Annotated in this window: 22 protein-coding genes and 1 pseudogene; 1 reads left to right on the top strand and 22 read right to left on the bottom strand. The window is 28.8% G+C overall.

Going from position 1 to position 26,807, the window contains the following annotated elements; all coding sequences use genetic code 11:
* Positions 1-121 precede the first annotated feature (121 nt).
* The 17 genes and pseudogenes from H8S20_RS08675 to H8S20_RS08755 all read right to left on the bottom strand — a co-directional run bounded on the left by H8S20_RS08675 (position 122) and on the right by H8S20_RS08755 (position 19,139).
* Positions 122-1,357 (bottom strand): Gfo/Idh/MocA family protein, encoded by a 1,236-nt coding sequence (locus H8S20_RS08675; RefSeq protein ID WP_186859873.1) that lies wholly within the window; start codon positions 1,355-1,357, stop codon positions 122-124.
* A gap of 132 nt (positions 1,358-1,489) precedes the next feature.
* Positions 1,490-2,371 (bottom strand): GGDEF domain-containing protein, encoded by an 882-nt coding sequence (locus tag H8S20_RS08680; RefSeq protein WP_042281298.1) that lies wholly within the window; start codon positions 2,369-2,371, stop codon positions 1,490-1,492.
* A gap of 187 nt (positions 2,372-2,558) precedes the next feature.
* Entirely contained in the window at positions 2,559-3,245 is a 687-nt protein-coding gene (locus tag H8S20_RS08685; RefSeq protein ID WP_186859874.1) for a pseudouridine synthase, read from the bottom strand.
* The gene (locus H8S20_RS08690; RefSeq protein WP_366456025.1) at positions 3,232-4,698 is read right to left on the bottom strand and encodes an aminotransferase-like domain-containing protein; all 1,467 of its coding nucleotides are present in this window, start codon (positions 4,696-4,698) and stop codon (positions 3,232-3,234) included. The genes H8S20_RS08685 and H8S20_RS08690 overlap by 14 nt, the downstream gene beginning before the upstream one ends.
* 14 nt (positions 4,699-4,712) lie before the next feature.
* A complete protein-coding gene (locus H8S20_RS08695; protein WP_186859876.1) occupies positions 4,713-5,612 on the bottom strand; it encodes a D-alanine--D-alanine ligase in 900 nt (299 codons plus the stop codon).
* A 944-nt stretch (positions 5,613-6,556) separates the two neighbouring features.
* Positions 6,557-6,721, bottom strand: coding sequence for a GrpB family protein (locus H8S20_RS20860; protein WP_436231595.1), 165 nt, complete (start codon positions 6,719-6,721; stop codon positions 6,557-6,559).
* A gap of 3 nt (positions 6,722-6,724) precedes the next feature.
* Positions 6,725-7,228, bottom strand: a complete 504-nt coding sequence (locus tag H8S20_RS08705; RefSeq protein WP_186859877.1) for a GNAT family N-acetyltransferase — start codon at positions 7,226-7,228, stop codon at positions 6,725-6,727.
* Positions 7,229-7,452: 224 nt separating this feature from the next.
* On the bottom strand, positions 7,453-7,911 hold the full coding sequence (locus H8S20_RS08710; protein WP_186859878.1) for a hypothetical protein: 459 nt from the start codon (positions 7,909-7,911) through the stop codon (positions 7,453-7,455).
* A gap of 223 nt (positions 7,912-8,134) precedes the next feature.
* Positions 8,135-8,638, bottom strand: a complete 504-nt coding sequence (locus tag H8S20_RS08715; RefSeq protein ID WP_032117637.1) for a hypothetical protein — start codon at positions 8,636-8,638, stop codon at positions 8,135-8,137.
* Positions 8,639-8,997: 359 nt separating this feature from the next.
* Positions 8,998-9,675: pseudogene (locus H8S20_RS08720) on the bottom strand (S8 family serine peptidase); the annotation flags it as partial.
* Positions 9,676-9,758: 83 nt separating this feature from the next.
* On the bottom strand, positions 9,759-10,571 hold the full coding sequence (locus tag H8S20_RS08725; RefSeq protein ID WP_186859880.1) for an alpha/beta fold hydrolase: 813 nt from the start codon (positions 10,569-10,571) through the stop codon (positions 9,759-9,761).
* A gap of 258 nt (positions 10,572-10,829) precedes the next feature.
* Positions 10,830-11,063 carry a hypothetical protein gene (locus H8S20_RS08730; protein ID WP_186859881.1) on the bottom strand — a complete coding sequence of 78 codons (234 nt, stop codon included), beginning with the start codon at positions 11,061-11,063 and terminating at the stop codon, positions 10,830-10,832.
* 296 nt (positions 11,064-11,359) lie between these two features.
* Positions 11,360-12,577 carry an L-cysteine desulfidase family protein gene (locus H8S20_RS08735; protein WP_186860050.1) on the bottom strand — a complete coding sequence of 406 codons (1,218 nt, stop codon included), beginning with the start codon at positions 12,575-12,577 and terminating at the stop codon, positions 11,360-11,362.
* 225 nt (positions 12,578-12,802) lie between these two features.
* Entirely contained in the window at positions 12,803-14,020 is a 1,218-nt protein-coding gene (pepT, locus tag H8S20_RS08740; protein WP_186859882.1) for a peptidase T, read from the bottom strand.
* 263 nt (positions 14,021-14,283) lie between these two features.
* Positions 14,284-16,269: an alpha-amylase family protein gene (locus H8S20_RS08745; protein WP_186859883.1), complete on the bottom strand. Its 1,986-nt coding sequence runs from the start codon at positions 16,267-16,269 to the stop codon at positions 14,284-14,286.
* A 13-nt stretch (positions 16,270-16,282) separates the two neighbouring features.
* Positions 16,283-17,635 (bottom strand): GH1 family beta-glucosidase, encoded by a 1,353-nt coding sequence (locus tag H8S20_RS08750; RefSeq protein ID WP_032117631.1) that lies wholly within the window; start codon positions 17,633-17,635, stop codon positions 16,283-16,285.
* A gap of 88 nt (positions 17,636-17,723) precedes the next feature.
* Positions 17,724-19,139 carry a PTS sugar transporter subunit IIC gene (locus H8S20_RS08755; RefSeq protein ID WP_186859884.1) on the bottom strand — a complete coding sequence of 472 codons (1,416 nt, stop codon included), beginning with the start codon at positions 19,137-19,139 and terminating at the stop codon, positions 17,724-17,726.
* Positions 19,140-19,285: 146 nt separating this feature from the next.
* Between H8S20_RS08755 and H8S20_RS08760 the strand changes: the two genes are divergently transcribed.
* A complete protein-coding gene (locus H8S20_RS08760; protein WP_186859885.1) occupies positions 19,286-20,638 on the top strand; it encodes an aminotransferase-like domain-containing protein in 1,353 nt (450 codons plus the stop codon).
* Between the two features lie 79 nt (positions 20,639-20,717).
* Here H8S20_RS08760 and H8S20_RS08765 read toward each other — a convergent pair whose 3' ends face one another.
* From H8S20_RS08765 to H8S20_RS08785, 5 genes are all read right to left on the bottom strand, one after another.
* On the bottom strand, positions 20,718-21,254 hold the full coding sequence (locus tag H8S20_RS08765; protein ID WP_186859886.1) for a hypothetical protein: 537 nt from the start codon (positions 21,252-21,254) through the stop codon (positions 20,718-20,720).
* A gap of 130 nt (positions 21,255-21,384) precedes the next feature.
* The gene (locus H8S20_RS08770; protein WP_186859887.1) at positions 21,385-21,957 is read right to left on the bottom strand and encodes a hypothetical protein; all 573 of its coding nucleotides are present in this window, start codon (positions 21,955-21,957) and stop codon (positions 21,385-21,387) included.
* A gap of 90 nt (positions 21,958-22,047) precedes the next feature.
* On the bottom strand, positions 22,048-23,403 hold the full coding sequence (locus H8S20_RS08775) for an MATE family efflux transporter (protein ID WP_186859888.1): 1,356 nt from the start codon (positions 23,401-23,403) through the stop codon (positions 22,048-22,050).
* A gap of 204 nt (positions 23,404-23,607) precedes the next feature.
* Positions 23,608-24,636, bottom strand: a complete 1,029-nt coding sequence (locus tag H8S20_RS08780) for an FUSC family protein (protein WP_186859889.1) — start codon at positions 24,634-24,636, stop codon at positions 23,608-23,610.
* 112 nt (positions 24,637-24,748) lie between these two features.
* Positions 24,749-26,560 carry a WG repeat-containing protein gene (locus H8S20_RS08785; RefSeq protein ID WP_366455926.1) on the bottom strand — a complete coding sequence of 604 codons (1,812 nt, stop codon included), beginning with the start codon at positions 26,558-26,560 and terminating at the stop codon, positions 24,749-24,751.
* Positions 26,561-26,807 lie beyond the last annotated feature (247 nt).

The raw sequence follows: 26,807 nt of genomic DNA on the forward strand, positions 1-26,807 counted from the left end.
TAAAAAAGCTGGTGCCATATTAGGTAGATATTTAGTTTCAGACTCATTAGAAGACTATTTTCAAGTTTGGATTAAAATAATATAGCCAATAGAAACTAATTCTATTGGCTAATTTTAATAATTATTTTATTTTTACCACTGTATTATTAACTCTTGCGTCTTCAGCTCCAAAAGCCATAAGATGACTTTGTAATGATTTTGCTCCACTTGAAAGTGACTCGATTGACTTGTTTTCTAATAGTCTAAATAGCTCATTCATTAAGCCATTATCTCCGCCACCATGTCCACCTACTGGAATCTCAATCTTATGAACTGTTATATCTTTATCTTGTTTTACATTTGATCTGAACTTAACTACTTCAATCTCTCTTTTACCTTCATGTCCTCTTATTTCACCTTTAGTTCCCATTATCTTTATAGTTCTTGAGATTTCATCAGTAAAAGCAGAAAGACTAAACGTAGCTGTAACACCGTTTTTAAATTTAATTATAGTGCTTTGATGATCACAAACATTGTTATCACAATTAAATACACATCTACCATATGCATTTTCTGATATAGCATTTAAGATACCTTCTTCTGTTTGAACTTCACTTACTACAGTTGATGGCCATCCACCTTTCATTGGTGGATATATCTTTCTTGCATCAAATACACAATCTTCAACCTTACAGTTTACACATCTATCTGCTGCCCCTTCTGGCTTATTATCATTATTAAAGAAACTCAATTCTCCAAAGGAAGAAATACTTTCACATTCATCATCTACAAGCCATGATAGTATGTCCATATCATGACAGCTCTTTTGCAATATTATTGGAGAGCTTTCATCAGAATTTCTCCAATTTCCTCTTACAAAACTATGAGCCATATGGAAAGCACCTACATTTTCGTTGTGTTGAATGCTAACTACCTTTCCAATTTCCCCACTATCTATTATTTCTTTTAATTTTGTAAAGAATGGTGTATATCTTAAAACATGACATACCATAAGTAATAAGTTCTTTTCCTCAGCCTTCTTAACCATATCAACACATTCTTCTTTATTTATAGACATAGGTTTTTCTAATAAAATATTATAACCTTTATCTAAAGCTTTCATTGTTGGTTCATAATGTAATCTATCCATTGTAGATATTATAGCTAAATCAGCTAACTTTTCTCTTTTAAAGAAATCATCCCAATTAGTAAATACATTTTCCCTTGGAATATCATGCTCTCTTACTAAAGTTTCTCTTCTAAAGTCATTTGGTTCAACTACAGCAACAACCTTCCCCATTTCACTATGATTTTTAATGAAATTTGCATAAATATCTTGTCCTCTTTGACCTGCACCTATTATTGCAACAGTTTTCATAATCTTTGCCCCCTTATTATTATGTATTACATTAACATATTACATCTTTTTGGTTTTATTTTCCACATTTTATCTTTTTATTGCTAAAAAAGTCCACAATATCCTTACAAATATTGTGGACTAAATATCTATTTATTTTATAATCATATTTTTCCCTAATTCTTTTGCTTTATATAAATTCTTATCTGCAGCTGCTATAAGTGCATTCATCTCATTTATTTCATCTGATAATTCTACTACTCCAAAGCTTGCAGTCACATTTATATCTAAATCATTATATATAAACTTGTATGCTTCGATAGTCTTACGAATTCTTTCTGTAGAGCGTAATGCATTTTCATTATCTATATTTTTAAATGCTATTAGAAATTCTTCTCCACCAAACCTAGATACCCAATCATATTCTTTTCTAATATTATCTCTTATTATTTTCCCTATTTCCTTTAAAACATAATCTCCAACTTGATGGCTATATTTATCATTTATATTTTTAAAATTATCTATATCCATAACTACAATTGATAATCCCTCGCCATTTTCTTGAGATTCACTTATCTCTAAAGGTAATCTTTCATTAAGATATCTTCTGTTATAGCATCCTGTTAATTCATCTGTAATAACTAATTCATTTAACTTTTTAATCTTATTGTAAATATCATCTATAGATATGCTACCCATCTCGTCTATAAGCATAGATTCAGTTATATCTTTAATACATTCAATAACATATCGCTCTCCATTTTTATTAGTTGGTGTAGCTGTAACTGAATATATTCTAGCATCTTTATATTCTACCTTTATAAAAGTTTTATTTTCATTAAATGCTCTTATAGATATACAATTTTCACACATGCTTTTTCGCTTCCAAATATTATAGCATTTACTTTTACTTACAGTAACTCCTTCATGAGGTAAATCTACGATCTCATTATTTAAAGGATTTATCACTCTTACTTTATCAAATAGGTCTTTTAAAAGCTCACATTCTGATAACACATTGCATCTATTCTCCAAAATACTTTATCCATCCTTCCTACCCCATTACTTTAATTATAATATTATTTTACCATATTATAAATAGCTTTTATTTAAAGTAGCTATCTTTGCTAATATATTTATTGCTTTTCCATATTAATAAAAATTTAAAGGATTCATAAATGAACCCTTTCTTCAATAATATCCTATATTAATACTATAAAACTTATTTGGTATTTTCTCTTAATTCTTTAACCTCTTCTTCTGTTAGATTTCTCCACTTTCCATATTCTATTCCATCAATCTTTATATTCATTATCCTAATTCTATCTAGCTTCACTACATTAAACCCAAAAGCTTTACTCATTCTTCTAATCTGCTTATTTAATCCTTGAGTCAAAATAATATTAAAGGTATTATCATTTACTCTAGTTACCTTACAAGGTCTAGTAGTAGCATCACCAATATCTACTCCCTTTGACATTCCTTCAATGAATTTATCATCAAACTCTTTATCTACTGTTACTATGTATTCTTTTTCTTTATTGTTATCTGCCTCTAATATTCCATTAGCTAAATCACCATCGTTTGTCATCAAAATTAGTCCCTGTGACGGTTTATCTAATCTTCCTACTGGAAATATATACTCTGGATAATTCATGTACTGAATTACATTATCCTCAACATCATTTGCTGCTGTGCAAGTTATTCCTACAGGCTTATTTAAAGCTATATAAATTCTTTCCTTTGGTTTTAATTTCTCTCCATCTAAAAGAATATCATCATACTCTTCTACCCACTGCCCCGGAAAAGCTAACTCACCATTTACTATAACTCTACCTTCTTCAATTATCCTATTAGCTTCTTTTCTTGAGCAAACTCCATAATTGCTAAGAAGTTTATTTATCCTCATTAAATCTTATCCTTTCTCTTAGCTCTTTAACCTTTTCTCCAATTATCCTTATTCCCTCTTCAATCTGTTCTAAGTTTAATCTTGTTAATCCTATCCTAAGAGTGTTTTCGCAAGAATTATCTACAGAGAAGATATCTCCTGGAGTAAATATAACATTTTTCTTATAACATTCTTTTAGAAGTTCTCTTGATTTTACTCCTTCTATTCCAATATAAATATGAAGAGCCCCTTCTCCCCATATAAAATCAGGCTTAATATATTTATTAATACAATTTAATGCAAAATCATATTTTTCTCTATAAACCTTTCTTATCCTCTTTACATTTTTATCAAAGGCTCCACTATTTAAATATTCATATAAAATACCTTGATCTAAAAATGAAGTATGGATATTTTTACATCTCTTAACACTTTCTAAAACATCTATTATTCTTTTATCTGCTAATATCCACCCCACTCTCAATCCTGGGAAAAGTATTTTAGAGAAGCTACTTATATAAATTACTCCATTTCCACCTTTATCTATAGAAGATAAAGGTGAAATATGAGTACTATTATATAAAAGCTCCTCATTAAAGCCATCTTCAATTATAGGAATGTTATACTTTCTAAATAAATTATATACTCGCTGTCTCTTTTCAGCTTTCATAACTATTCCAGTTGGGTTATGATATGATGGAATTAAATATCCAAACTTAATTTTATTATTCTTTAACTTATTTTCTAGTTCTTCTATATCAATTCCATCCTGATTCATTTTTACTCCAATTATATCTAAGCCAAGAACCTTCATTATCTTTATAGATGTATTATGTGTTGGATTTTCACATAATATCTTATCACCGAAATTACAAAAGGTGTCTAAAATCATTTCTAATCCTTCAGTAAATCCGTTTGTAATTATAATATCCTTATTTTCTACACTAACTCCTTTTTGTTTCATATACTCTAAAAGATAGTCTATTAGAGGTTTATATCCTTGAGCATATCCGTAGTTTAAGATCTTATCTTCTTCTAAAGATATTCTGTTTAAAAAAGACTTTTTAAACTCATCAATATCAAACAAGGCACCATCTGGTGAAATACTTTTAAAAGAAATCATTCCCTTTTCCCAAGGTATTTCTGTTTTAACTATATCTAGCTCCTCAGCTAATCTTCCATAGCTATTTATCATATTATCCCAAGATAAGTTCCATCCATTTTTATAATCCTCTTTACTTTTAGATACAAAGGTTCCTCTTCCTTTTATAGTATACACAATACCATCTGCTTCTAAGTTTTCATAAGCAACTATTACAGAATTTCTACTTACTCCTAAAATCTTGCTTAAATCCCTTGATGATGGAAGCTTTGCGTCAGTAACTACCATATTATTTTTTATCATATATTTTATATAATTTTCAATTTGTAGATATATAGGTTCATTATTATTAAATTCTAAGCTAGAAAAAATCACTCTTTCAACTCCTATTCTAAGGAATACTCTATTATCCTATCTAATAATTCTGTAAAACTCATACCTACCGCTTCTGCACTCTTAGGAATTAAACTTGATGTTGTCATTCCTGGTAAAGTATTTACCTCTAAAAGATATGGTTCTCCATTACTTATTATCATATCAATTCGTGCATAACCCTTGCAACCTAATAAACTCCATATTTCTTTAGATATATTATTTACTTTTTCCTGCATTTCATCATTTAAAGTTACTATTTCTTCATTAGCTCCACCATCATCGTATTTAGAAGCATAATCAAAAAACTCACCTTTATTTGCTTTTATTAATATAGTTGGAAAAACCTCTCCATTTAAAACAAAAGAAGTTATTTCTTCTCCTTCTATATATTTTTCTATCATTACCTCATTATCATATTTAAGACCTTCTCTAACTGCATTCTCTACACTATTCTCATCTTTAATAAAAAATGTTGATACGCTAGATCCTCCATTATTAGGCTTTATAAATACAGGATACTCCATCTCTCTAATTTTTGAATAATCTATTTCTTCTATTGATTTTACAGTAATCCACTGTGCTGTCTTAATTCCTACAGTTTTAACTAACCTCTTAGTTAATCCTTTATTCATACATATTGCGCTAGTTAGTACATTGCATCCACTATACGGTATTCCTAAAGTTTCAAGTACCCCTTGAATAGTACCATCTTCACCAAATCTACCATGCATTGCTATAAAAGCAAAATCTATATCCTTCGTTTTTTCAATTACATCCTTTTTAGAATCAATTACTATTGGAATTATCTCCTCATACTTATCCTTATTTAAATACTTAACAACTTCTGCTCCAGATTTTATTGATACCTCCCTCTCAGAAGATACCCCTCCCATAATTACGCCTATTTTCATATCCCAAACACTCCTTCTTTTCTTTATCCTATACTTCCATTCTATGAATTTAAGTAAAAATAAAAAGAACCATACTAGTATAACTTTTATACTAATGTGGCTCCTTATTATTAAATACTCAACTTTTTCTTAATAACAATATCACTACCTATAACGGTTAATAATATTATAACTTGTATTATTATTTTAATTTCATATGCAATATAGAAAATGGATTACCTTATTCATAAAACTCAGATTTTTTAAAAACTTGAAATCCCATATGTTTATAAAATCCTACTAAAACATCTACCTTATCGTTCCTTACAAACTATACTTTGATATTATTGCAGTTTTTGCTTGGAGCTAAATTAATTAATTTTATTTTCGTAATAGTTTACGAATTTAATTTTTCTTTAAACCCTATAAAAAGCAAGCATATCCAGCCTAAACTCAAGCAAAAAATCGTTATGATTAGAAATGTAAAAACAGTAATAATTAAATTAGGGTCCTCAAAAAAATAATATCTTATTAATAAATTTATGATAACGGAAGCAATACATGCTATAGCAATCGGTATTTTGTTCTTACTGACAATCCTCTTTCCACAATATTTACAGACAAAATGTCGTGCAAATAGATTTTTAGGTTTGTGTTTACAATAATTTTCCACCATAATCACCTCGTACAATTATTTAGATTTAGTATAAAATATAAATAATCTGTTATTTGCCATATAATACAATTGCTACTTAACTCTCATTGATAACATTATACTTTTAAAGCACAAAACAATACTTTTGTTAATTCAATCTAATTGCTAAATTGGAATTTATCCATTTCTCCAATTTAAAGCCTTTTTTCTAACTGTTTCACAAACTCATCTTCTCCATCACAATATTTTTTCTATATCATATGGATATTCTAATGCTAATCGTTCTTTCAATTCTCCATATTGTTTTTTACTATCTTCTTCCGATAATCCCAAACTCGCCTAAATATTCATAGCCAATTTGTTCAAACTCATTTGCTACTTTGTCAACTTCATCTAAGATATCCACTACCGGCATAATATCAATAATAGGTTTAGATTTTAAGCCTTTTACTGCTGTGCTGCAAATTGTATTTATTTCTTATAAATCTTTACAATACATCACCTCAATAGCATTACTAAATTTCTTAGATTTTTCAGTTAAGACAAAACCTTGATTTTCATAAAATTTACGTGCTCTATTATTTTCTTTAAACACCCATAACATTACCTTACTAAATCCTGCATTTTTGATATCTCTTAAGATATAGTTCATCATTACTGTTCCATATCCTTTTCCCCAATTATCGCATAAACTATGAATACAAATAATTTCTGAATATCCTTCCATTTCATCATCTCTTGTTTTATCCCAATATGCTATACAATGAGGCTTTTCATCAATTGTAAGTATGAAACCATTGCCAATATTTTCACTTAACAACATATTATATAATTCTATTGCTCTATTCACATCAGTATATTTATCTAAATCTTCTTTAGATAAAATTCTATTAAATGCACTTTTCCATGATTCTGTTTGTATATAGGCTAATGTATTAGCGTCACCAGCATCTACTTTTCGTATATTAATAACCTTCCCCATAATCCTCCTCCTTTTAAATTTCACTCTATTTTCATTACAATTCAATATAATTACGAGTTGATTATAACATATTTTGTAAATAGCCTACTATTCAATTTTCAAAGAACTTTTTTTATTAATTGCTTCGCAATAATTTCAGAATGCGTAATATTTTTGAATTGCGCATTAAAAAATTCCGTATATTCTTTTTGAATAATACGGCATTCCTATAATATATTTAAAAGTTATTCTCTTTTTCCATTTAACTTCAACACTTTTTTACTAGCAATCATAAGTATTATTATATATAAAGGTATAATTATAAATGATATATTAAATAAATTTAATGTGTATATACAATCAAAAATAAAAACAAAAGGTACTATTAAAACGTTGCTTAATATCAAAATACTATATGGAAATATTATATCTGGTGTGCTTTGAATATATGATGAATAAAAATAATCCTTATCAATAATAAGTATTATAAATATTCCTAAAATAATTAATAAATACTTGATAATACTATTTTCTTTAACCTTGAATTGCTTAATTAAAATTAAAAATAGCATTGTATTAACTAATAATATTACCCATGAAAATTCATTAACATATCTATATGGTTTTTCAGTTATTACACCTATACCCAATGCAGAAATAAACAATATTAGGTGGATTATTGTTAATTTATATCTATCTTTCATTTTCTTACCTCTCATTTTATGCTGTAATATATCTTACAATGTATATAATAAATAAATTATAACATATACTTCCAATACCATACTATTCAATTTTAAAAGATCATTTTTTATTACGCAATATAATCAGAATGCGTAATATATTTGAATTTCAAATTAAAAAATACCGCATATTCACCTTTGAATAATGCGATATTTTCACTTTAACTTTAAATTGTAGCTACCTTTACTTTCCAATAAATGTTGCAGCTCCATTATCTCCACTATATGGCGGAGCCCCTTTAACTGTTACATAACAAATTATTAGGTTATACTCTTTTCCTTTAGGAATATCTTGGCTAAAGGTTAATACAAATGTTTTTGATGAACCATCTTTTGAATTAATTTTAACTAGGTTATCAGTAAGTGAATTATTTTCATTTACCTTATCATTCTTACCAAGAGTAGCTATATATTCTGGTGTAGCATTCTTTGTATCTTGAACCCAGTAATTAGTTGCTTTTGTACCAAGATCCATATCCACATCCATATCATAACTTATCTGAATTTGATTAGACGAAATTTGTTTAAGCTTTGCTAGTTTAGGAATAGGAGATTCTTCACTATTGGTACATCTTAATGAATTAGTAGGTTCCTCAATAAAATGTTCAGCACTTACCTCACTGCACCAAAGTGACTGTAACATCATTAAGGTACATGTAATTAAAAAACAACTTAAATATTTTTTCATAATTTCCTCCTGATTATATCCAATTATTGTTGCAAAGTTATTTTTCCCTAAATTCATTGGATATATTAATCTAAGATAATTTATCTTGTACCGCACTATTCAATTTTCTTAACTAATTTGAAGTAATTTCATATTGCGTAATATTTCTGAGTTACGCAATAAAAAATACCGTATAATTCAAATGAATATACGGTATTTTAATTAATTTAATATTTAATTTATGCTTTACAATAATTTAAAATTGTTCAAAAAGTCTAATTGCTAAACTAGACTTTATACATTAACTATATGCTTTATTTAACTAAATATTAGTTGACCTATTTTAAGTTCATAAAAAATCACTACATTTTATTGCTCTATTATTTGATTAATTTTTCAATAGTAATACTACTATCAACTTGACATGCTAAGGTATATAATCCAGCTACATAGGGAACTATAGAACTCATCCCACCCCATGATACATAAGCATAGTCTTCCTCACCTAAAGAAGATGCGTAGGTTATTTTATCTGTGGGAACATATATATTTTTATCATATGGCTCATACAAATATGGCATATAATTATTAATATCATTAACATCCTCATAAGATACTCTAGTTAAGCTTGAGAAATCATTAATTTCATTCCCTGGTATTAAGCATAATACTGCAATGTTATTTTCTTCAGCTTTTTTTATAGCTTCTGTCAATTCATCAGCACCTAGTACAGATTCCTTATCTGAATAACCACTCGAAATTGAAATTACTCTAATTTTATTTTTCAAGGACTTATTTAGTTCAATAATATTTAAAATATCTTCAGCATAATTTGTGAAATCCACCTTTTTTTGTTCAAAATTATAAACATCATCAGCTACAAAATAAAGGTCAGCTTTAGGCGCAACGCCTATATTCTTTCCAACTGCAATAGAAGTCATTGCTACTCCATGCATCTCGGCAATGTCCTTTTCGCGACTAAGAGCTTTATAAAACTTTAGATTATCTTTTATCTCCACATGATCCACTAGTAATGTAGCATCTATAATAGCAATTGCAACACCAGAACCATCATATCCGTTCTCATGTAATTTGTTTAAGTTTAGTGTTTTTTATTAAGACATTCTATGTTGCCAAAACTTTATTCTTCAATAAATTTAGTCAATTCCTTGTTAAATTTATCACGTTCATCATAGAATGTCGCATGACCACTGTATTTAAATGGTATAAGTTTTGAATTTTTAATGCTTTGGTTTTGTACTTCACCTAGTTCAAATGGAACAACCTTATCATGAATTCCATGAATAATTAAAGTAGGAACATTTATTGTTTCTAAATCAGAAAATAGTACTTCATTTATCCAAGTATTTGCAATGGCTGCAGTTGCCCAGCCTGCTGCCTGTAATCCCAACTGAAAAAACCAATCAGACAATGGTTCAGTTATATACTGAAAGAAAAATGTGTCCCCGAAATCCCTAAGCATTTTAGGACGATCGGTAAATGTTCCTTCAATAATTTTGATTACATCTTCTTTTTCTAAACCATACGGGAAATTTTGACGCTTTATAACAGTAGGAGCTGCCGCATCAATAAGAACAAGTTTAGATACACCATGACCTTTATGTCGGGACATATATCGAACAGCCATCGCTCCCCCTGTTGAATGTCCTGCCAGTGTGAAATCCCTAAGATTTAGAGTTTCTACTACGCATCTAACATCATCCGATAAACGGTCATAGTTATATCCATTATAAGGCTTATCAGACTCCCCAAAGCCTCTAGTATCTATTCCGATACATCTGTACCCATACTTTGGAAGCTGATCAAACTGATATTCAAACAACTTATGACTTCCAGGCCAACCGTGTAGAAACAAGATTGTTTTAGTACCCTCAGGATTAAGATCCTCAACATAAATATTTACCCTAGCTTCTACTTTAATATAATAACCCATTCATAACCTCCAACAAACAATTAACTATTAGTAGAATATTCTAAAATTTATAAATTTATGAATGGCTCAACTGATTCTTCAATACCGCATTATTCAAGGGTGAATATGCAGCTCTTACAAGTTGCTCTCTATATTCATTGTTTTCAACACTATCATAAGTGCAGTATATTTTATTATCATCTATATAAATACTGTTATCAAAAAAACTTTATCTAGAATATAAACTTCAATCTTATCATTAATTAATTTATTAAATTTCTAAATACTTTTAATATCATCTTTCATTAACTTTAATGCATTATCTGCTTGCTCTTCATAAAATATTGATTCTTGCATATTCACTGTAATAGGACCTTTTGTTTTCTGATACATTTCTAATTTTATACCCCATATATCATTTTTATCGAAAGTAATTAGTTGATATTTATCATTACTACAACTAACTAAAAACAACATCATACATAAAGTCAAACTTCTCAAAACTCTTTTCATATTTTCCTCTCTTACCCTATAAATTTGATTAATATATGATACACTGGTCAACTGTTTTAAAAAATGAGCTTCAATAACTGAAACTCATTTAAAACGTAAATACTTTGGCGAAAAGTTTGACTTCATCAAAAGGGAAAAGGCCACTGACATGACAGGGAAACTATTGCCTCTGGCAATAGTGAAAAGTACTATCATAGATACTTTTCACTTTAACTTCAGTTAACTTTTCCCTGCTGCCTAGCAGCCTTTTCATCTCGACAAAGTCGAATTTTCACCTACGAGCTTCGCTTGTAATATTACTCTTCTAGCATTATATCTAAAATCTTTTTATCTGTTTCTTTCATACCTTCTTTTCCGAGTTTACCGACAGCAGTTATAGTATCTTCTATATCCTCTTTAAGTATTCCTGTATTAGCACGATATGCCTGATCTGACATAGCAAGATAGTGTGCCATCATAGCCGCATCTATACTTGTTGCTATTTTAGCTGCACATGAAGCTTTAGCCCCATCACATACTATTCCTGATACATTTGCAAGAGTGTTTGTTACTGTTTTATTAATTTGCTCTAGTGATCCACCTTCTAAATACGTTATAGCAGCTCCACTAGCACATCCTGCACTAACAGCACCACAGAATGCTGAAAGTCTACCTATTCCTGTTTTTTGGTGAATAGTCATAAGGTTAGAGAATACTAATCCTCTATATAATTGTTCATCTGTAAGACCTTTTTCCTTAGCATAAATTATAACTGGAATAGAGGTTGTCATACCTTGATTTCCACTTCCGCTATTAGTCATAACAGGTAGTGAACTTCCAGTCATTCTAGCTTCAGAGGCTGCTGCTGCATAAGCCTTTAATTTAGTAACTACAGAATCTCCTGGGAAGCTTTCTAAAATAACCTTCCCTATTCCTATACCATAAGTACCTTTTAAGCCCTCTTCTGCTATGCTTATATTATAAGCTATTTGCTTATCTAAAAGTTCTTTAACATCTTCAATTTTAACTGTATTTGCAAATTCATATATATCTTTTACATTTAATATACCTCTATCAACAAATACCCCTAAGTATTTATCTGGAGATTCTTCCACCTCAAGTAAAACTTCCTCATCTTTAGTTATCTTACAGATATTTGTATGTGCAAACTTAGTTTCTACAGTTGCCTTATTATTCTCTCCATATGCTTCTACTAAAATATGAAGTTGAACTTCTGTATCTAACCTCTTAACTTCACAGTAATCTGTATTAACTAGTTCATTAGCTTTTTCAATACTAGCATCATCAACAACATTGATAACTTCTAATCCTTTACTAGCATCACCAGCTAAAACTCCAATTATAGCACTTGCCTTTATCCCTACTAAATTTCCTGTATTCGGAACAGTTACACATTTAGCATTTTTTATTATATTACCACTACACCAAACTATAACCTTTTTAGGCATTTCACCTAAAACCTCTTTAGCTTTAGCTGCTGCATAAGCTATAGCTATTGGTTCAGTACATCCCATTGCAGGTACTATTTCTTCTTTAAGTATTTCTAAATATCCATCGTATATCTTTTTATCTACCAAAAATAACACTCCTAACTCTTCCGTCGATAGACTTATTTATTTCATCCTAGTAACTTTTATCTTCCATAGAACATTTATATTTTAGTCGTAATCAACATTTTATCCTTTGTATATTAAAATTCTTAATTTTATTACAGATAATCTGTTCCTCTGCCGCAGGCACTATTTAGCATAGTTTTTAACTATATTTACAACAACTTGAACAGCTTTTTCCATTGATTCTATAGCTATATATTCATATTTACCGTGGAAGTTTTCTCCTCCAGTAAACATATTAGGTGTTGGTAATCCCATATATGAAAGTCTTGATCCGTCTGTTCCACCTCTTATAGGTCTAATTTCTGGTATAACGTCAGCCTCTTCCATAGCTTTTTTAGCATTGTCAACTATGTGCATTGCTGGTTCAACCATTTCTTTCATATTTCTATATTGCTCTTTTATATCTACAGTTACTGTTCCTTCACCATATTTATTATTTAAAGTTTTTTCTATTTCTTTTAATTTTTCTTGTCTCTTAATAAAAGTATCATCAAAGAAATCTCTTATTATATATTGCATTGATGTATTTTCAACTGTTCCATTAAGCTCTATAAGATGATAGAATCCTTCGTAGCCAGAAGTCTTTTCTGGAACTTCATCTGCAGGCACCATAGAAGCAAATTCATTTGCAATAGTTATTGAGTTTACCATCTTATTTTTTGCATATCCAGGGTGAACATTAACACCTTTAATAGTTACTTTAACTCCAGCAGCATGGAAGTTTTCATATTCTAACTCACCTATAGCTCCTCCATCAAGAGTATAAGCGAAGTCTGCACCAAAGTATTTAACATCAAAATGGTCTGCGCCTTCTCCTATTTCTTCATCTGGAGTAAATCCTATCTTAATGTCCCCATGTTCTATTTCTGGATGATTAATTAAATATTCTACAGCTGTCATTATTTCAGCTATACCAGCTTTATCATCAGCTCCTAAAAGAGTATTTCCGTCTGTAGTTATTAATGTTTTTCCTACATAGTTTTTAAGCTCTGGTGAAAACTTTGGAGATAATACAGTATCTTCATTAAGTTTTATATCTCCACCATCATAATTCTTAACTATTTGAGGATTTACATCCTTTCCACTATAATCTGGAGCTGTATCCATATGAGCTATGAATCCTATAGTTGGAATATTTTTATTACAATTTTTTTCTAATGTTGCATAAACATATCCATACTCACTTATAGTTACATCATTTAATCCCATTTCCTTAAGTTCTTTAGCAAGAATATCTGCTAAAACAAGTTGTCCTTTTGTACTTGGAGTTGTTCCTGTTGTAGTATCACTTTTTGTATCGATTTTAACATATTCTAAAAATCTTTCTTCAACCTTTTTCATATTAATCCTCCATTCTGTAACGAAAATCCAAATCTCCGATTTGGTAGTTTGAAGTTAAGAAAATTCAAATTTAAATTTGGACATTTGGACTTACACTGTAAGTGTACTCCTACGAATGTATATGAGTAGTGAGTTTCCTTAACTATAACTATATTATAGACTTTATTTAATGCGATATAAATATTTTCTTTCTTATATTTTTAATATAAAAAAATATATTATGCTATAAAAATACTAGAAGTACTTTTATAGCATAAATAATTTTAATATTCTATCTCTATCATTTGATGACCTTCTATTTTTTCAACGGCAAACTTAACTCTTCCATCCTCTAATTTCCACTTCAATTCTGTATTATTTGGCACAAGCTTTATGCCTTTTATATCTTTGTTAAGCGCTAGGCTAAACTCTGAATTATATAGTGGTATCTTATCTTCAATTATATCTATAGTTGATCCTTTTCTTTGAGCTATATAATGTAGTACATGCAATATAAATCTATTTTCCTTCTTTTGCTCATTTAAATTAATTAAAGCTGTAGATGGTAAATTACTTACTACAATACTATCTCCAATAAGCATCTTAATTGCATTACTCACTAAAATCTTACACCATTTTGGAGCATTAGCTTCGTACTGCGAAAATATAGGATGAGAGAAGTATATAGAACTTTCTGTACCTACAATTGCAGGATATGCTCTTTCACCTGATGACGGTGTATGAAGATGCGAACAAAAATGTTCCCATGTTCTATTAAAATATGGATTATTAGCATAACTTAAAGGTTGTCCAATTAAAGTATTTTCAACCTTTAACCCTTTCATATACATTGTATATTCCATATTGTAAAGCCCTTCTCCAATTTTACCTTCTGGAACTATGAAATCTGGACTATACTCTGCCTCAGATATAAATCTAACACCTAATGAATCTAATTCAAATTTATTACTTTCTTTATCTAATCCTGATTTATAAGATGCAATTATCTTTCCGCCATTTTTAATATAATTATCTATTTTTTCTTTTAACTCACTGTTAACAACAATATTATCAGGCATAATAATTAGCTTATATTTACTAAAATCACTTAAAGAATCAATTATACTAAATTGTTGCCCTAATTCTTGAAGCATTCTTGTAGCTCCAACCAAATCATCCATAACTAATTTTTTATCATATGGAAGATATTCTTCTGTAGCCATAACAGCAATATCAGTTACAGCTTCTGCACCTATGCACCAAGGTTCTTTCTTTTCTACTTCCCTATAAACATCTCCAATTAATTCATAAGAATTTTTGCATAGTCTTCCCCTAGGATGTAGTTGATCTCCTATGCTACAACCAGCATTAGTAGCTAACATATTAAAACATTCAAACTCTAAAGCTTCTTTATTCTTTATTGAGTGGAAATCTCCCCATGCTGTATGGAATTTCCCTGTCATTCCAATACATTCTAGTCCTAACTCTTTTGCATATCTTATAGTTACAGGATAGTGCATATATCCCCATTTACCACTTGGAAGAGACTCTATCTCTAAATGTGTAAATGTCTCAATTGCTTTTCTATGCTTAGTTCCTATGTGATCTACGTTATAAAAAATATCACAATCTGAATCATACTCTCTTATAAATTCAGTCATTTCTTTTTTGAATCTATCAAGTTTAAATTGAGCAAACTTTATTCTTTCTGCTCTATCTTCAGCATTTATACCTTTACTTCTCATTTCCGAGATACAGTATTTACAACAACAATCTTTAATATTTAATATATCTATAAATAATCCATCTACAGGACTAAACTCTTCGATTATTTCTTTTATTTGTTCTTTTAAGAAATCAAAATAAGGAGTATTTACGCAAATTGCATTATAAAACCCTGCATCAAATACCTTTTGAACTGGAGCTCCATTTTCATCTATTATTACCCACTCTGGATGCTCTTTTGCAGTATATTCATCCCATTCAACAGGTAAATATATTGGAACCCTTATTCCCTTTTCATGACATACTTCTATTTGCTCTTTTAAAATATTTTTATTTTTTAAATGTGGATGTATTCTTTCAGGAAACTTTTTTGAATCATAATAAAGGTAACCATGATGACATCTAGAAAAACATGTTATTGAATTTACCCTAGCTTTTTCTAATATTTCTCCAAATTCTTCTTTATCAAATTCTACTCCTATTTCAGGAATATCTCCTGAAGTATGAAAATCTAAATGTATTTGTCTATACGGTAAATTTTTCATAATTCTTATCTCCTTATTCTTCTAAGCCATTATTTTCTGTAACTTTCTTATACCATTTTCCACTCTTTTTTATCTTTCTTTCTAAAGTATCAAAATCTACATGAATTAATCCATATCTCTTTGTATATCCATTAGTCCATGATAAAATATCTATAGCTGACCATACATAATATCCTTTAATCTCTATACCATTTTCTATACACTTATGCATAGCTTTTATATGACGCTTAATATAGTCAATTCTATAGTCATCATTTATTTCACCATTTTCATCTATCTTATCTATAGCTCCCATTCCGTTTTCTGTTATATAAATTGGCATCTCACCATATTCTTTTCTTATATCATCTAATAACTCATATAATCCTTCAGGATATATCTCCCAGCCCCAATCTGTATATAATCCATCTGGAACTTTTACAAATTTAAATTGCTCGTTAATTTTTTCATAATTTCCACTTTCATTATGAGCTGCTACTCTTCTCATGTAGTAGTTAATTCCTAAGAAATCCATCTTATTTTCTTTTAAGAACTCTAAATCACCATCTTCTATAATTGGAGACTTATATCTCTCTATACATTCTGTTAGCATTGCTTTTGGATACTCCCCAACCATAACTGGAGCAACATACCATCTAGTAAAATAATCATATGCTTTTTCTGCAGCTACCTTATCTTCATTACTCTCACTGGCTGGATGTACTGGCATTGGATTTAAAACTATACCTATTTCACCCTTCATATTCATTTCTCTAAATAATTTAACTATCATAGCATGTCCCATATTCATATTATGTGAAACTTGGAATGCTTTTGCTAAGTTCTTTTCTAGTGGTGGATGTGCTCCTTGAACAAATCCTCCCATTACCTCTGAAGCAGGTTCATTTATTGTAGTCCAAATATCAACTCTATCTCCGAAGTTTTCAAATAAACATTTAGCATAATCAACAAAATGTTTTAAGTTATCCCTATTTAACCATCCACCTTGATCTAATAAATTTTGTGGTAAATCCCAGTGATAAATAGTTACATTCGGCTTAATTCCATTAGCTATTAATTCATTTATAAGATCATTATAAAAATCTAATCCTTCTTGATTTATTTCTCCATACCCATTTGGAAAAATTCTAGCCCAAGATATAGATAATCTATAAGTGTTATGTCCCATTTCTTTTAATAATTTAATATCTTCTTTATATCTATGGTAATGATCTGCTGCTACATCACCTGTATATCCTCTATCCTCACTGTGGTAATATGTATCCCATACTGTTACCCCCTTACCACCTTCATTAACTCCACCTTCAACTTGGTAAGAAGCTGTTGCTGAACCCCATAAAAAGTTCTTTGGAAACTTATATTTCATATTTTTGTCCTCCTTTATTCCCCTATAACATTTTGGTGCTACCTAAATTTACTTTAGGTACCACCAAATAAAAATTTATATATTCTAATTAAAGTACTGTATCTTCAAGATTTAAATTATCATTTTCTGCATTTAATTCTTCTCTATTTAATTGATTTTCATATGCTCTTAAGAATGGGAAGTATAATACCATATCTAATAATAGTAATAGTATTATAGCAACACCAGCTTTCCAATCCATAGTTGAAAGGAATCCCCCAAGAGGTGCCGGTGTAGTCCATGGTACTGATGCAAATGTCTTACCAATTAAACCAGTCTTCATAGCGAAATACATTATTACTCCATTAACAGTTTGTACACCTATAAATGGAATAGCCATTATTGGATTTAATACAAGTGGTGCACCAAAAATTACTGGTTCATTAATATTAAATAAACTTGGAACTAAAGATAATTTACCTATAGCCTTTAAGTGTGCTGATTTACTTCTACACATTAGTAATACTAATGCCAGTGTTGCTCCTGCTCCTCCAATTATCATAAAGAATGCTCTAAATGGAGTTGTATAAACATAAGGTAGTGCTTCTGCTCCTGCTGATACAGCTTCTGCATTCATAGCTAAGTTTGTTGCTTCAAAGGCTCCAATAACTCCAGAAACTATAGATGATCCATGAAGTCCTACTAGCCATAATAATTGAGTTACAATTGAGATAAGGATAATTCCCCATACGCTATCAACTGCTTTAACTAATGGAGCTAATGAATCCATTATTAATTGAGGTATTAATTTTCCTGTTGCACTTTGTGCAAATAAACTTAATCCATAGAAAAGTACTACATTTATTAATAAAGGTATAATTGCTGAAAATGATGCTGATACTGCTGGCGGTACGCTATCTGGCATTCTAATTTCAATTTTGTTTTTCTTAAGTATTCTGGTAATTTCTACTGTTACTATACCTATTATCATTGCAGTAAATACACCTTTTGCATCTAAGTATGTAGCTGGCATTGCCATGACTTTATTAGCCAATATATCAGTAGATGCCATTGTGTCATTTAATTTTTCTGTAAATACTGCAAGTTGTGATGGTGCTGATACTATTAAAAATGTTACAGCTGAAATTATTAGTGATCCTAAAGTATCTAGCTTATATTCTTTTGCTAAACTATATGCTATACCAATTGCTATAAATAATCCCATCAATGCCATAGTCATATTGAAAGGTAGCTCTATAGCTGCACCATGTTCCATAGCAAATGTTTTCCATGCTATTAAAAACTTATTAAAAAAGTTTGTTGCTTCTATTCTATTTAAATCAACTGGTGGTGAACCTATAATTAAGAATATACCTCCAACTATTGAAAGTGGAGTTGCACAAATCATACCATCTCTTATAGCTCTAATATGTCTTTGAGACGCCATCTTTGCCCCTATTGGTACTAATGTTCTTTCTAGTACTGAATTAAACTTTTCAAATATACCATTTTTGCTGTTACCCATAACTTTCTCCTCCCATTTATAGCTTTATAAACGTTTACTTAAGCCTTATGATTTTATTATAAGCTATATACAATTCTTTTCAATTGTTATAAAATTAAACTGTACTAGTACAATTTTACAGTTATTTAGTGATTGTAGGAGGACTTATGGAGCACTTATATAACAAAATAGCTAACGATTTAATAACAGATATACGTAATAACACGCTTTTCCCTGGCAACAAATTACCATCAATAAGATCTATGTCTCAAAAATATAATTGTAGTAAAAGTACAGTTGAAAAAGCATATTCACTTTTAATAAAAGACCATTATATTTACTGTAAACCTCAAAGTGGCTATTATCTTATAGATAACTTATTAACAGAGAAAACTGATGATAACGGTAATATATTTGATTTTTCAACTGGTAATCCTAATATGAGTTCATTTCCTTTACTTGATTTACAACATTGCTTAGATAGGTCAATTGATACACATAGAAATTCATCACTTAATATAGGACTGGATGCCATAGATTCTTTACAGAGTAAGTTGCCAGAGTATTTATCTAAATTTCAGATTTATACTGAGAAAAAAAATATATTTGTAAATATGGGAATACTTCAAATGCTTTCTTTATTAACAGAAATGCCCTTTCCTAATAATAAAAACAAGATCTTAATTGAAGAACCTTGCTATAGTTTTTATATTAGATATTTAAAAAATAAAAATATACCTACTATAACAATAAATAGGGATGAAAATGGATATGATTTAAAAGAATTAAGAAGAATCTTCAAATATGAGGATATAAAATTTTTCTATCTAGCTCCTAGAGCAAATAATCCATTAGGCACTTCATTAGATAGCAATACTAAAAAATATATTTGTGAATTAGCTGATAAATATGATGTTTTTATTGTTGAAGATGATTATTTTGGAGATTACATAATAAATTCTAGGAATTTACCTTTATCTTCTTATAGTTTCGGAGAACACACTATATATCTAAAAAGTTTTTCTAAACTAATTCCTTGGATAAGATTAGGTATATCTGTTGTACCTGATTCATTAATCGATATACTTAAAAAACATATAAAATTTGCATACTTAAGCTATTACTTTTCTCCATCACTTTCATCACAAGCTACTTTAGATATATATCTAAAAAGTAATCTACTGGATAAACATACATCCTTCGTAAAAAAATCTTATAAGACTAAGCTTAATGCTTTCCAGAAAGGATTAGCTTCGCTTAATAATTTAGGAATAAAGACACTTGGTAATACTACTGGATTTTATTCTATGATAATAATTCCATCTTCTTTAAATGAAGACATCGTCATTAATACTTTAAAGAAAAAAGGTGTATTAGTAGCTACTGGAAGAAGTTTTTTTTATGATACTGATCATTATATTCCTTCTATTAGACTTAGCTTTGCAAATATATCTTACAATGAAATTATTAGGGGCTTTGAAATAATCTATGATACTTTTAATTATTTACTTAATAAATAAATTCATTTTTTATTTTACTTTAGCCCTAAATATAAAGACTAGCATTTAACAAAATGCTAGTTTAACCTATGTTAAAATTTTATTTTAACTTTTCTATTTCTTCTTTTAATATTGATATTTCATTTTCTAAACTTTCTATTCTTCTCAATAGTATCGTATTGTTTTTGGTGCCATTACTAGTTTTGCTTTGTCTCTTATTAATGTGATCAGATGTATTTTTACTGCTTTCATCAGTAGTATCTGGACAGAAAGGATTAGCAGCATTCCTGTATATAGGATTATAATACCTTCCTGGTCCACCTTGAAAATATTGTTGTTGAGCATTAAAAGTTATTATAACTTGTCCTAGTAATTCCAAAAAATTTCCTACAGCATTTTGTGTATTAAATGGTAATTTACTAGCTATATTTATTCCTAATATGCTTGCTATTGCAATTAATGCCTGTGGATTTAAATCTTGAAATCCACCTGGTATATCGCTATCTCCACACCTACAATCATCATCAGCAACTCCTGGTGGTGACTCTTCATTCTCACTTGAATTATTATCTTTATATTCACTAAAATCATATCCACAATTTTTCATAAAATCATCAAACATCTTATAATAGTCCATATCTTCTCACTCAATAAATAATATCATTATATATTATTCTTATATATATACTTTCGTACATTTCAAAACTATATATAAATAACCCCTGAGATATAAGACTTCTATATCTCAGAGGTTATTTATTCTTTACCTATTTTATTGCATCTAAAACATACTTTTTAAATTCTTCAAAGTTTCCATCTTCAATAGCAATACCTTTATTTATTCTATTGTAATCAAAGTTAAATTCTACAGATCCATAATTTAAAACTGCACTAATTATTACTATGCTTCCACTAGCAATTCTATAGTTAGCACCATTATCAATTACTACTTTACATAATTCTAAGAAGCTTTCTATATTTTCTTTTTCTTGTAATCCAGGAGTTTCTAATATAAATTTAATTAATCCATATCCTCCTATTAATTGTGTCATATCATTTTCTGATATATAAAATACTTTTCCAGTATTATAGAAATATTTTAATGAACCAATAGTTACTGTCTTAAACTGTCCATTAATCTCCACATTTTCATTTCCAAATGATTTAATTGTCTCTTCAATATATAACCATGATTTTTCATTGTTGTTATTATTATTTTTTATAACTTGCTTAAATCTTTCAAAAGCTTTATCTGCATCCTCTTGTGCTTCTACTGCTGATCCATCTATTGAAACAATATATTTACCATCTTCATATACTAGTTCTATTTTCTTTCCCATAATTATTTCCTCCGACCTTTAATTGATAATAATTATTATATAATACTACAACTTTATTGTAAACATTAATAGTCCCCATAGATGTCTTTATTAAACTAACTTCTTATATTTCCACTTTCCACCCTTATATCTATAGACAAATAATATAGATCTAACAATCCAGTCTACTATCATAGCTAACCATACTCCTACAAGTCCTAACCCTAAATCTCTAGCTAATAGAAAGCTTAAAAAATATCTAAATATCCACATTGAGAAAATAGATACTAGCATTGTAAATCTAGCATCATTAGCTGCACGTAAGGCATTAGGTAATGTAAATGATATTGGCCATATAATTATTCCTGCTACTACATGAATCCAAATACATTTTAATGCTAAATTAGTAGTTTCTTTTGATAGAGAATATACCCACAATATTTGTGGAGAAACTATAGCAAAAAACACCCCTAATATAGCCATAGAAACAAATGTTATCTTCATAAGCTTTTTAACATTGTATATAGCTTCTTCATATTTATTAGCTCCTATGCACTGCCCTACAACAGTTATCATAGCTAGTCCAACAGCACTACCTGGAATTATCATCATTTGAGCAATATTATTTGCAACTGCATTAGCTGCAATTGAATATGTTCCGAACGTAGCAATTAAGCTTTGTACTAAAATTTTTCCTAATTGGAACATTCCATTTTCTAAACCTGATGGAAGTCCTATCGCTAAAATCTTCTTTATATATTTCCAATCCCACTTTAACTTTAAATAACTATCTATATATAAATCATTTTTCTTCTTAGTTAACATATAAAGAATTACTATACATGCGATTACTCTAGCTATTAATGTAGCTAAAACTGCTCCAAAAACACCTAGATTTAAACCAAAAATAAATATTGAATTTAATATAATATTAATAACATTCATAATAGCTGAATTTATCATTGAAATTTTAGAATTTCCTATTGATCTAAATAATGCAGCCCCAGAATTGTATAATGCTATAAATGGATATGAAATTGCAGAATAGAAAAAATATATCTTTGCATTAGACATTACCCTTGAATCAACACTACCAAAAATTAAATGAAGTAAGGATTCATTAAGTACTAAACAAAATATCATTATTATAAAAGATAAAATACCAGTAACTAAGATTAATTGCTTTGCTGAGAATCTTGCTTTTTCCTTTGCACCTCTACCTATTAATTGTGCCGCAACTACTGCACCTCCAGTACCTAAAGCTGCAAAAATATTTATTAATAAAATATTTATCGTATCAACTAAAGAAACTGCTGACACAGCATATTCACCTATATTAGAAACCATTACTGTATCTATTAATCCTACAGTAACAGCTAGTATTTGTTCAATTATTAATGGAATTATTAATTTTTTTAAATCCTTATTAGAAAAAATACCACTCTTGGATTCACTTGTTATATTCATTCCTTTTATTATCCCCCTTTTACCCTACATAATTATTATTAACAAAAGTAATTTTACCACCTTTTGCTATATATTAAAACTTTTTGTATCTTTTCTATTTTCTGAATATTCACAATAAAGAACTGATACAAATTTTATTTGCATCAGTTCTTTATTAATTAATATACTCTATATGTATACTTTTGTTACAACATTTTATTCATACTACGTTGTTGATGTATCTTTTTCTGACTTTTTCAAAATAAGTGCATTTGCTATTAACGCTAGAATTATGCCTATAATAACATAAATTATTCTCTCAAGTACTGCATAGAAAGATCCTGTTGTAAGTGCCAAAGGTGCTACAGCAGATATTGTAACTAAAACTACCACATCTCTATAATCTTCTGCAAATGAATTTAAATATCCCACTACTAATATCATCAAACCTCTTAAAGTTGGACTTTTAATAAAGATAAAGAGTATAATCAAAATAATTGAACCTATAATAGTTCCTTGTAATCTCTTCCAGGCTCTAACTTTACAATTTTCTGAATATAACTCAGTTAAGGAGAAGATAGTATAAACCATCCAACGCCCTTCAGCTAGCTTGAAATATAAGGCTATAAACGAAGTTAATGCTGTAAGAAATCCAACTCTTATCGCATAAGAAGCTCTTATTGTATGTATCTTAACCTTTTTACCAAATACTTCATACTCCCTATAAACACTATCATTTTCATCTTTATTAAAACCTATTATTGAATTCTCTTTTTTAAAAGTATTATTTTTCTTGGTATTTACTATAAATTGACTTACCATAATAATTACAGCACCAGCGATTAATGCTAAAATTCTCTTTACAAAAACATCTCCATATACAGGACCATTTAACATAAATAAATATTGTAATCCATAAGGCAATATAAGCCCCTTGGTCATCGCATAACTAAAATAATATCCTATTAATGATAACGCAGAAAAGTCTATAATTATTCCTAACCAAACATTATTAGCAGCTATAAATGCACTTATTCCAAGTGCTAAATTAATTCCTGCAAGTATTAAAAAATTCTTTATTGGATTCTGTGTTAAATCCTTTCCTAATAACATAAGTAATGTTATTACAGTTGCAATACCAACTGGTGTATTCTGCTCTCCAAATATTGACTTAAATATTACTACAAATATCATAATTGCTATAAATAATATTGTTTTTGAAATAATATTATTTTTAAGATTGGCCTTATCCATTTTATATTCTCCTTTAATTAATCTTATTTTTAGTGTTAGTTTATGTAATTTTCTAAAAAATTATAAAAAAAGAGATTGCCCTAAGCAACCTCTTCTGAGATGTGTACTCCTATTATTTTATCCAATCAATATTTCCTTTTTCCATAATATCCTGTATTAAGCTAAATGGTATCTTAAATGTAATAAATCCCGCTGCATATGGCCCTATATCATAAGGTTGAAAATAAATATATAGGTTATCTTCATCAAAATAAAAATTTTGTCCTTCATTTATTCCTTTAAACCCATCCTTATATACATAGGCATACTGCGGATCTTCATTTATCATCTTTTCTATAATTGAATTTAATCTACTCTTCCAATCTACTTCTACCTTAAATAAATCTTCTAAACTATAAAACTCACCACTATCAAGATTTATTACAGGTGTTATTTTAGATGATAATCCATGCGCAGCACCTAAAGGATAATAATATCCTGTTAAGCTTAGTATAAGTATGTCCTTCTTAAAAAATGTAACTTCAAAGGTTCCATAATAACTATAATCTAAAACATCATTTTCATTTATATTGTGACTAATCTGATCTTCTGCAAATGGTTTAAAATATGATAATGTTTTAAGCTTATTATTTACCTTCTTTTCAACCCTTCTATTTTTAATACCCTTAACTTGTGGGATATAAATTAAAAAATTAAAGTTTGGTTTATATCTCTCTTTAATTACAGAATATATATTATCAAGTATAATTTCATCATTTGGCTTATATATAATTTTCCCTGATCTTGTTAAGTAATATGGTGAATAATCTATATCAGCATAAATTATATCATCTTTTATTTCTAACTCCCCACTCCCCTTAACCTTTGGTAATGAATTAATTACCTTCCCTTTTTTATCTATAAAGAAAGTTGAGTTATTATTTGAAGCATATGCAACACCTTTCTTATAATTTCCTACAGCATAATATTTGAATTGAGTTAAGAGATTTCCACTTGTATCACCTATAGCAAATATACTAGGTGCTATGAACTTATCATCTCCTAGTGGTTTACCTATAGGCATTCCTAAGGCTAATCTATCTTCACCTAAGTATCTAATTTCACTAAATATAGGAGTGAAAATATATTCTCCCTTTTTATTAATTACTCCATATGGCCCATTATAATTTTGCTCAGTAGATACTATAGCAACCCCATCAACAAATTCACTAGCAGATGTAAACATAGGCTTAATTATTACATTTCCATCTCTATCTATATATCCATAAGAGCCTTCTGATTGCTCAGCAAACATCATAACTCCATCGCCATATTGAGATACCAAATAATATTTATAGATATTTAAAATTTTCCCTTCTTTATCTATTAATCCATATTCCTTATCTTTTATCTTTACTAATGCAATATCATCTATAAAATCATTAGCATTTTCATACTTTAGATGTATTACCTCTTTTCCATTTCTATCTATATATCCATATTTATAGTCTCCTGACTTACTATCACCAACTACAGCCCTATCATCATTAAAATCTCCAACTATTCCATATCTCTTCTTTGTTATTACATTTCCCTCTTGACCTATTACCCCCATACTACCATCTCTACTAAAAATAGCCCTATCTTCCTTGAATGGGCTTATACTATCGTATATGGGGTATACCTTATACTCTCCTTTTAAATCAATTATTCCATCCTTATTATTTTCATTTATTATAGCTAAACAATTATCATTAAAATCATAAGCCCCATCAAATTTGGGTTGTATTACAAATTCACCTTTATTATTTATATATCCATATATTGCACCATTTTTAGTATTTTTCAATGCTGGATATAACTGCTTTGAACATTTTCTCTTTTTAGCTTTAATTCTTTTTTTCCTTGATAATTTTTCTAATCTATCACCATTGCTCGAAGCCACAAACTTTCTCCTTATATATCAAATAATTAATATTACATTATATGAAGAGTTGCTAAATAAATAAACTATTACTTTAACGATTTTTAACATATCTTATTTCTTAAAGTTCTGTTGTCTAATAAAAATAAAATATTTAATAAATTTGTAATATACGATTTATAAATTTGTAAATAATTAGATATACACTTTTACAATTGTTTAAAGAAGAAATCAATATGAATAAATCATTAGGTTATTAACAAGAAGA

The sequence above is a fragment of the Clostridium hominis genome (assembly GCF_014287825.1).
Lineage (GTDB): Bacteria > Bacillota > Clostridia > Clostridiales > Clostridiaceae > Clostridium > Clostridium hominis.